The sequence below is a fragment of the Janthinobacterium woesei genome (genome assembly GCF_051380875.1).
Lineage (GTDB): Bacteria > Pseudomonadota > Gammaproteobacteria > Burkholderiales > Burkholderiaceae_D > Janthinobacterium.
The window spans coordinates 16806-25915 of sequence record NZ_JBNYXW010000012.1; the positions used below are offsets into that span (position 1 = coordinate 16806).

The following is a 9110-nucleotide window of genomic DNA, read 5'->3' on the forward strand; positions in this document are numbered from 1 at the left end:
GTTTTCCTGGTGTAGTGAAGGTGGATAAAAAGTGGATTACAGGCCGATGGCCTTGCGGATGGCGGCAGTGGTGTCGTTGCCGCCGATATTCTCGATGCCGCTCATGAAGTCCAGCTCGATGACGGTGGCGCCGTCGATCATCAGCTTGTAATAGCTGCAGGCCATCGTGTATTTGTGGGTGGTGTCATCGGCCACTTTGGCCGTGCCCATGTCAATTTCCTTGTAGCGACCGCGCACGACGACTTCGACGGCGGCCACGGTGCCGTCATCGTCTTCCTGGTATGCGCCGGCAAAACGTAGCTGCACGGCGCCGTGGCTGTGCGCGCCGTATTGCTTCAAGGCTTCGCCGATCAGACCGCCAGCGCTCCATTCCAGCGATACCGCCTCGTTGCCGAAGTCGACCGACACCGGGCCGCTCATGCCGGCGGCGCGATACTCTTCCATTTTGCGGCTCAACTTGGGTAGGGTGACTTCGGGCACCATGCCCATGAAGGACACGCCGTTTTGAAACAAGTTGAAGTTTTTCAGTTTGCGGGGCAGGCCCATAGTGTTCTCCAGAGTTCAATTGCGCCCGCGCGCGGCGGGCAGGGAGGGTGGTTACGCCGAGATGCGCGAGGCGAAGTCGGCCAGGTAGCGGTCGGTAATGCGCTGCTGGAACCGCAAGTTTTCCAGTGGCGGCACGGGCGTGTAGTCGTAATCGATGGCCAGCTTGCCGTCTTTCAGCGCCGTCTTGTCGTTGTACTGTTCGTCGTACCATGCTGTGCCATCGATGATGTAGCCCTGGCGTTTCAATTCGCGGAACTTGGCATTGATGCTTTCCAGCAGATCGCGCACCAGGGAGGGATGCAGCGGCACGTCGACAAAGGCGAAATGCGCTTCGGCGATGGTGTCGGCCAGCACCTGGGCCGTGCGCGTGTAGGATTCGAAGTAGAAGAAGCCGCCCGGTTTTTCGCAAGTGCGCGAACCCCAGAAACGATAGCCGCCCATGTTGACGAGGGTGGTCACTTCCTTGGCATTGAGCACGCCGGCATCGGTGGCGGGGTCTTGCAGGTCGAAAAACACATCCTTGGTGATGCCGCTCGGGCCGTTGACGACCACGTTGGACAAGGTCTTGTGCCAGCCCGTTTCCTCGTCGATCTTGGCGCGCAGGCCCATGGCGTAGGCCACAGCGGACATATTGGCTTCGGCGTCGATGGCGGTATCCCAGTTGACGAAGTCGGGCCAAATGACCATGACTTCACGCTGGCCGAACTGGCCGCGATAGGTGATGGCCTCCGCGACGGTGGCGCAGTCATAGGCCGAGGCATACACGAAGGCGCGCAGTTGCTGGGCCACGCTGGCCAGGGCATTGGTGACTGCCTGGGTGTCCAGGCCCGGCGCGCCCAGGATGCGCGGCTTGACGCCCAGCTTGCTTTGCGCGGCCAGCAGCGCCTTGGCGCCCAGGTATTTGCCGTCAGGCGACACGCCACCCACGGCATTGCTGGCGGTTTCCTCTTCCGTCTCGCCTTCGGCCACGCGCACCACGATGGTCAGGGGCTTGGTCTGCGCGGCGATAGCTTCCAGCGCACGGTACAAGGTGCCGCTTTCGCCGGCCTTGCCCATGGCGGCCAGCACGTTGGTGACGAGCACGGGCGTATCGAGCGGGAAAGCTTCCGGATCGGCGTCGTCGGCGGTAGCGATCAGGCCCAGCACGGCGGTCGATACGGTACGGATGGGGCGCGAACCCTCGTTAATTTCAATGACGCGCACGCCGTGGTGATAATCAGTTGCCATTTGTTCTATTCCTTTGTTTGGTGTGAGGGGGTGGGCTATTGCCCACCCGGACAGATTTCACGCTACCGATGTCAGAGCACAAAGGCGGGACGCCCCCCGAAGTCCGGACCCATGTACGCTCTGTCGTTGACCAAGTGCAGCGCGAACAGGCCGGCATTCGCACCGACGAGCCAGCTGCCGCCACGAAGCGGGAGTCTTTCACCGCTCAACTCGCACCAAATACCGTCACTATTTTCAGCCGGCATGGCAAGCGTTCCACCTAGCAGGTCGGAGACAGGGAATAGGCCGAGTGATTTGAGCAATGCCAGGGCGACTGCGCCGACAGGTACGACGCCTGGATTTGTCATGGCTTCGAAACTTTGCCCGGATTTGATAACCAGCGTGTAATTGGCGGTGCCTGCAGCGGCCATGCGCACGGAGTTTGCAGTTGTTGCAACGTAATCACCACCGGCAATAGTGCCGGTAGATGTTGGAACCATCAGAGCGCCGGTCGCCCCGTTGATCGCCTTCCACTCAGCCGATGCGGAAGACAGATCAGTGGCGGACAACGCGGCGTTGTTGTCTGCAATGATCTGAATTTCCCCGCCCATCAAGCGCATGCCTGGTGTCCATTCCCAGGTATTGCCATTCAGGTCAGCAATCCCGGCGGGCGTATTGTCGTGCCGCCAGGAGACGGGGCCAGAACCGGTAAGGATGCGCGGCGCGCCTACGGTGCTGCCTGGGTTAAAGCCATCGACACGGCGCCCGGTTTCCCATGCCGAGTCAGAAGATTTTCCATAGCTCGTGTTGCCACGCGGCTGGAAACTATTCGCGCGAGACCACAGCGCAAGACCTGCAAACGCTGCGTTTGTCATGGCGTGATGGCCTACGCCGCAAGCACGCGCATAGGCTACGATTTGATCGTGACTTACCGATGTCGAGGTATCAACGCCAGGTAGGCTCAACAATTCACCGTTGACGACTTGGCCTTGATACGTGCCAACAAAATATTCGCTTTTTGCGACGCCGCCGACCATGAACATGGCGTGTGGTCCTGCAGGCAGGCCGGGATCGAGTGATTGGCCGTCAAATTGCGGGATAACAGTCATGTAGGTCGGCTGACCGAGTGCTGTATACAAGACAGTCTGGCGACCGCCGCTGGCTGCCTCGACGCTGGCGCGTAAGCTATCTTTACTAAAAATCGTTGCCATGTTTTTTCTCTATCCAAGAAGTGAATTAAGCGGTAGGCCAAAGGGTGACTTGCACGGCGTTGGGATCGAGCGGAATCGGCTCTTGCATCGAGTGGGATTGACCCATACCGCTTTCGTGCTCCGCGCTGATCGCTTCAACGGGGAGGTAGCGGCGCGCGGGAATGCTGATCTGAGCGAGGTAGGCACCATTGCCCCCCTCGCTTGGGCCGGCCGTATTGCTGCGGATTTCGACGGCGAGGGCAACGTCCAGTTGGCGTTTGGCGCAATCTACCGAGACGCCGGCGACTGTGACGATCGTACCGCTGAATGAAAAATCAGCGACGGTCTGACCAGGTTGTTTCAAAATAATTTGTGGCACGGAAGACTCCCTTTGCGAGTGGTATTAATTGTTGAGCTTGCTAGTACGCCAGCGCACTGTGACGTTATCGGCCGCGCTGGCCAGCTGTACGGTGAAACCGTTGGTTGCCCGGCTGAAAACCATAATGGCTGCTGCCTCGCACGGCGCGCCAGTTGCGGACACCACGTCAAAGTCAAGCCGGTAATTGTTGGCAGACAATCCATTGATGACGGCAGACGCCAAGGCAGGAGAGTTCAGGCGAGAAGGAAAATTTCTCTCAATGCGGCGGATATCCGTCAAGATGACACTGGTTAAGCTGGGATCGGTCGCATCGGTACTGTTGGCCGGCACGGTGATGTTGTAGATGCGAATACTGTTGGGCGGAACCTGCTGCCCGATTGCCGTCACAGCAACGCGCCACAGGCCACCGGCATCCTGGTACAGATACGCATAGACGGTCGCGCTGCCGACGCCGGTATTACTCGGCACACTGGCAGCATTGACGCCATCGGCAACTGCATAAGCGCGGCCATTGGCAAAGCACACGCCAGTGGACAGCGTCAGGTTGCGCGCTGCCGTGGTGGATTTGGTCGCGGCGCAGCCAGAGACAATTCCCTTGTTCTGGATGGTCATTTCGCCTTCCTGCTGCAGTTGCTGTTTGAACGCCTTGATACTGTAGTTTGCCAATGCAGCCTGGTCGATTGCGAACTTCAGGGCAGCGACAGTAGCGTTTTGCATCTCAACAGAAGTCGACGAGATCGCCGATGCCATGTCGTCCAGGCGCGCATCAAGACTGCCTTTGCCTTTACGCGCGGCGGTGATTTCAATCTCCCTGGCATCGACTCGGCCGTCGAGATTGAGAAAGTTTTCGTCAATTTCGCTGTAGCGCGTGTTCCACAGGGCCGGTACTGCATCCGGCTCATTATTCGGAATGGGGGTAATCGTGTTGTGTGGCAAAGTCATTCTGATGTCCTTTAAAATCGCAGCTTGATGCTGATTTCATAACGCTCGTCGGATTCCTTGAGCTTGGGCGCGAAGTTTTTCAAGCCGACCAGCTGGCCGTTGGCATCGATCAATGCCGCCTCGGAAATGCGGGCGCCGATCAGCTCCGATGCGTCGATGACGCCCTTGCCGGTGGTGCTGAACGCATCTTCCTGCGTTATCGCGGCGAGTGGCTTGCGCAGCACTTCATGGGCGAGGGCGACTGCGCCCGCCGATGGCGGCTTGGGCGTGAGGTCAGCGTTATGACCACCATCGCCGAAGGCCATGTAGGCAATGGGCGGCAGCGCCGTGTTATCTGCCATGTGTTTTGCCAGCCGCTTGCGGTACGCGTCGACCGTAATGGCTTCAGCCATGTTGAACCTCCTTCATGATGTTGATGTTGAATTGCGGCGCTGCAGGTCCGCCCAGTCGCCAGCCCCCATTCAGGTGCAACCGGCGGCTTGCACCCTCATCGGTGCCTGACACACCCTGCATGACGGCAAACGTACCGATGCGCGGGCAGGTGACGAATTGCTGCACTCGTAGGCGGCGGCCATCGAGGCGGAAGCGGCCAAGGCGATTCTCTGCACCTGGGCGCCAACTGCCATCGAGCCGCCGCACGGTCGGCGCCATCTTGACCGGCGCACGCCTGGCAAGCCGCTCCGGGCTGACGTACGACGCTGACGTGGATGCCATGGCGATGTTGGCTTCGGCCTGGATCGCTTCGTCGCGCCGAAGGGCGAAGCCAAAGGGACAGGCAGTGGTGTTGGACCCGACCGCCCAGAGGCCATCCAGCCGCCGCCATGCGGCCAGTCGTGTGCGGGCCCCTAACTTTGCCGGCGTCGCGGGGTAGTCGATGCGGATAGCGGTGTGGTAGGTGATCGCCACCTTTTGGGGAGAGGTGATGACGCTGCTAGCTACAATCGTGGAATGGCTGGCTGCGCCGGCGATGCGTTCGCCAAGGCGCCATGCGCCATTCAGTCGGCGGTCAATCTCGGCCAGCTGCGGCAAGCGGTACACGCTGATCGAGGCCGCGCTTTGCATGCACGCGTTGCTGTCAACTCGACTACCTGTTAAGCGCCATGCGCTGATCGCGCCACGTCGTTCGCCTAGGCGAAATGAAGAGAACGCCTGCGGCAGTGTCACCGGCGATCCATCCCGGCCCAAAGGCCAGCTCGCGGCGTCGCTGATCGTGCGGCCACTCCATGGGTAGCGTGCGCCGATCTGTTTGTTGAGCAGCAGCGCTGCGCTCGCTTGCGCGCGCACTTCCAGGGCGAACATCAGCCAGAACATGAACAGGGGCCAGCTGCGGGCCGGCTTCCATTTTTCTACCAGATGACGCAGCACGGTGAAATTCTCAGCACGCACGGCATCAGCCAGATTCGCGCGCACGATGAACTGCGCCCAGTGCTGGATCTGAGGCAGGTTGGCATAGAGTTCGATTGGCCTGATTTTTGTTGTGCTGTCGAGTTGCCACGAACCGTCAAGCTGCGCTGATTCCAGCGCTGCATAGCTGGCGCGCTGGCTTGCCTGGTCGATCACTTCCACAGCCATGCCGAGCGGTGCAAGCGATTTCTTGAGGGACCATACAGTGCCGCGATGGCGGTGGACCTGGATGGCGTCGGCGATCACCGTGCGCTTGACCGCTTCGCTCCAGGCCTCGTCCCATTCATCGACGGCAAGCGCCCAGGCGAGCCACGCCAGCAATGCGGCTGGGCACGTTGCCGGGTTCCAGATCTCGCGCACGGCCACTGGCAGCGTGTCGATACCGGCGCCGGTAGCGGCGATGGCGCGCTCGATAGCGCTGGCGTTCGGCGGCAGCAAGTTGATCATGCCGACCCTCGCTCGTCGCTCAACGTGACGGCAACGCCCGTGCACCAGGCCGCGCCGAGTGCGGCCGGCTGAATCAGGATGTCGCTGTCGCCTGCAGGTTGGACCGGGGCGGCCAACGTGACGCGCGTCACGCCAGGCTGGCGCAGGGCGGCATACAGCCCGCTGCGGGTAATGGCGTTGCCGATGCTGTGGGCATTGCGCGTGTAGTCCTCGGCTGCTGCCTGCGCTGCCGCGCGCACGGCCTGGGCTGACGGGCCTCCCATGGTTTCCAGGGTGGCCACCACGCTGTATTCGATCACGATGGCGCTCTGCACCGCCACGGTGTCGCAGATTGGGCGCACGGTGTCGGCTGACAGTGCCGCGTTCACGGCGGCAATCTGGCTGGCATCGGCCGTGCCATTACCGTTCCTGCTCAACAGCGTGAGCAGGACAGTTCCCGGTGTCGGGCTGGTGACAGCAACATCCTTGATATATGGGGCTGCTGCGCGAGCATGGCTTGCATACGCCTCTTTCGGTCCAGCGACTGACAGGCGATACAGCGATTGCTGCGTGCGTGGACGCAAGGCATCATCCAGCTCGCCGTCGAGGCGCGCGATGTCGAACAAGGCGGCAAGGTGGTCGAGGTCGGCGCCGGTCGCAAACGCCAGCATCACACCGCGCGCGGCGTCATTGATGCGTTGTCGCAGGATTAGTTCTCGATAAGCGGATTCCTCCAGCAGCTTGTTCAGCGGCTCGGACTCCAAGGTAATGATGTCGGCGGCGGCCGGATAGCGCTCGACGAGATCGGCGCGACGGGCGGCCAGCAGCGTTTCATAGTCGAGCGCCTCAATGATGGTTGGCGCCGGCAACATAGACAGGTCGATTGCCGTGCTCATGGCGTACCTTCCGGGCCGATGCCGACCGCGAGCTGGACAGCTTGGCCATCGGCCATGCCATCCAGGATCAGCGATGCCGCGCCGGCCTCGCCCGTTTCAAACTGCATGCTGGTCAGGGTGATGCGCGGTTCCCACAGGCGGATGGCGTAGGCGGTGGCGGCGTAGATGCGCAAGACGGTTGCACTGTTCAAAGGCTGGTCGATCAATTCGGGCACTTCGGAGCCATAGCGGCGGCGCATCAGGCGCGAGCCGATGGGCGTCGTCAGGATGTCGCTGATGGATTGGCGGATATGCGCCAGCCCAGAAAGGGCGCGGCCAGTGGTAGCGTGCATGCCCGGCATCACAGAGCCCCGCCCGACTTGTCGCCGCCGGCTTTGACGCCGCCATGCGCGTGCTTGATCAGGCTGATGGCGCCTGCCAGCACGTCGTCACTGGCTTTGACGCTACCTTGCACGGCCATGGCCACGCCGCCAGCGCCGCCGGCCTTGGCGTTCACGCCGCCATTCAAGGCGGTGGCGCCTTCCACGGTCGCGGCTTGCTTGACGATCAGATTGCCCATAACGGTCAAGTCGCCCGTGCAGATGGTGCTGGGCGCGTCGGACGTGACCTTGTCGGCCGTAATGGTGGCCGTGCCGCCGGGCAGGGTGGCCGTCAAGGCGTGGGCCGCGTGGTCGTACTGCACCACGGCGCCGTCGGGGTAATGCGTGGTGTGGATCGTGTCGCTCGACTCAGGCGCGTCAAATGCTTTGGAGTACAGTGCAGGCAGGATGATGCCGCGCGTCAGGTCGCCGCCTGGAGACAGGACCATCACCTGTTCGCCCACGGTGGGCGCCGACCAGGTGCGCGCGCTGCCGGCGCGTGGCGTTGCCCAGTTCAGCCATTCAGTAGTAAGTGTCGGCCCGAGTTGGACGCGCGCTTTGGCCCCTTTGACCTCGGCAATGGTGCCCAGGCGGATCAGGTTTTGCAGCAAGCGGAGGAGGTCGGACAGGTCGGCGTTCATGCAATGCATGTTGCCGAAGTCCGCGTGCGGATGCACGCGGGGGCGGGTTGATATGTGGCTTAGCGACTATGGCAATGCTGGATACGCTAATTTATTTTTTCGAAACAATGGAAATGTGGGAGTGTCCGCATTCGCCAAAGCGGACGTTGCAAGCCAAACGCTAGCAATTACTTCGTTATCACTTGCTGCGACTATTTGTTTGACTGTCATATTGCCAGGCTGGCACCGGAGTGCAGGTTGTTCGAAAACGATCAACTATCCTAGCGCTTGTAAGTTACGTGCAGCCGTTTATCGACGTAGTCTTTTCCAATTTCATAATCCGGATCCATAGTTGCCAGGTTGTGGACAGCCAGGGCAGCTGCATTTGCCCAGCTTACAACCGGTACCCACGCTGTAGCGGCCACGACTGCCGCACGATTTCGCGTGTAAACGCGACACGTCAATTGCTGATTTTCGATGGTTGATTCAACTTTGGTGATCGTATCGGACATCCGATCGGTTAGCCCACGAAGCACAAAGGACTGCCTTTTCTTAATAAGTTCTTCGAGGCGGCTGGAGACTTCGTCATAGGTGTACTGATGAATTTCGCTCATTTTAACTTTCTGTGAAATTGCGTTTTACTTGATGTATAAATTGCCGGACCTGCATCAGGCGTGCTTAAGCCTGCGGTCGGTCGGCGTGCAGGCTCATGCTACTTCAGTGTGCCAGTGTAGCTGGTGTATTTTGTAGAAGGCAACTATTCAAGTTTCATTCTTTGCATGTAACCTCTTGTCATAGGTAATCCGTGGATAATCCGCTGAAGTGTCGTTATAGCTTTCTCAGATGCGATCCTTGGTTGCTTCCACACCAAATCGAACCTACAGCCCCCAAATGCCATCGAATACATTTTTCAGCCATTCGCCAAATGCTTTCAGCTTCGGATCTTTGTTCCGAAGACGATTAGAGAGCAGCCATGTGGCATAGAGACTAATCGTCAGGGCAACAACAACCCCAACGACAAAAAGCACGGTATTGACGAACATCATAATTTCCCTTCGCAAACCGCTATAGGCAGGCGATAACGGTTCCAGATCATACCGAATTGTCACGTAGGAAAACTCGCTCATTGTCACGCTACTGTG

12 protein-coding genes are annotated in these 9110 nt (G+C 60.0%); all 12 read right to left on the minus strand.

The annotated features are described in order from the left end of the window. Positions 1–36: 36 nt before the first annotated feature. A complete protein-coding gene (locus tag ACQ4W6_RS15245; RefSeq protein ID WP_436568020.1) occupies positions 37–546 on the minus strand; it encodes a phage major tail tube protein in 510 nt (169 codons plus the stop codon). Between the two features lie 51 nt (positions 547–597). Continuing rightward, positions 598–1773: a phage tail sheath protein gene (locus ACQ4W6_RS15250; protein WP_436568021.1), complete on the minus strand. Its 1176-nt coding sequence runs from the start codon at positions 1771–1773 to the stop codon at positions 598–600. Between the two features lie 71 nt (positions 1774–1844). Beyond that, positions 1845–2963 carry a hypothetical protein gene (locus ACQ4W6_RS15255; protein WP_436568022.1) on the minus strand — a complete coding sequence of 373 codons (1119 nt, stop codon included), beginning with the start codon at positions 2961–2963 and terminating at the stop codon, positions 1845–1847. A 25-nt stretch (positions 2964–2988) separates the two neighbouring features. Further along, complete coding sequence (locus ACQ4W6_RS15260) at positions 2989–3321, minus strand: hypothetical protein (protein ID WP_436568023.1); 333 nt, start codon at positions 3319–3321, stop codon at positions 2989–2991. Positions 3322–3345: 24 nt separating this feature from the next. Then, entirely contained in the window at positions 3346–4263 is a 918-nt protein-coding gene (locus ACQ4W6_RS15265; protein ID WP_436568024.1) for a hypothetical protein, read from the minus strand. Positions 4264–4274: 11 nt separating this feature from the next. After that, positions 4275–4655 carry a hypothetical protein gene (locus ACQ4W6_RS15270; protein WP_436568025.1) on the minus strand — a complete coding sequence of 127 codons (381 nt, stop codon included), beginning with the start codon at positions 4653–4655 and terminating at the stop codon, positions 4275–4277. Beyond that, positions 4648–6114 carry a phage tail protein I gene (locus ACQ4W6_RS15275; RefSeq protein ID WP_436568026.1) on the minus strand — a complete coding sequence of 489 codons (1467 nt, stop codon included), beginning with the start codon at positions 6112–6114 and terminating at the stop codon, positions 4648–4650. The genes ACQ4W6_RS15270 and ACQ4W6_RS15275 overlap by 8 nt, the downstream gene beginning before the upstream one ends. Next, complete coding sequence (locus ACQ4W6_RS15280) at positions 6111–6989, minus strand: baseplate assembly protein (protein ID WP_436568027.1); 879 nt, start codon at positions 6987–6989, stop codon at positions 6111–6113. Before ACQ4W6_RS15280 ends, ACQ4W6_RS15275 begins: the two co-directional genes overlap by 4 nt. Next, positions 6986–7321, minus strand: a complete 336-nt coding sequence (locus ACQ4W6_RS15285) for a GPW/gp25 family protein (RefSeq protein ID WP_436568028.1) — start codon at positions 7319–7321, stop codon at positions 6986–6988. Before ACQ4W6_RS15285 ends, ACQ4W6_RS15280 begins: the two co-directional genes overlap by 4 nt. Before the next feature lie 8 nt (positions 7322–7329). Continuing rightward, positions 7330–7989, minus strand: coding sequence for a phage baseplate assembly protein V (locus ACQ4W6_RS15290; RefSeq protein WP_436568029.1), 660 nt, complete (start codon positions 7987–7989; stop codon positions 7330–7332). Positions 7990–8249: 260 nt separating this feature from the next. Continuing rightward, positions 8250–8582, minus strand: coding sequence for a hypothetical protein (locus tag ACQ4W6_RS15295; RefSeq protein WP_436568030.1), 333 nt, complete (start codon positions 8580–8582; stop codon positions 8250–8252). A gap of 264 nt (positions 8583–8846) precedes the next feature. Then, a complete protein-coding gene (locus ACQ4W6_RS15300; RefSeq protein ID WP_436568031.1) occupies positions 8847–9095 on the minus strand; it encodes a hypothetical protein in 249 nt (82 codons plus the stop codon). Positions 9096–9110: the final 15 nt, after the last annotated feature.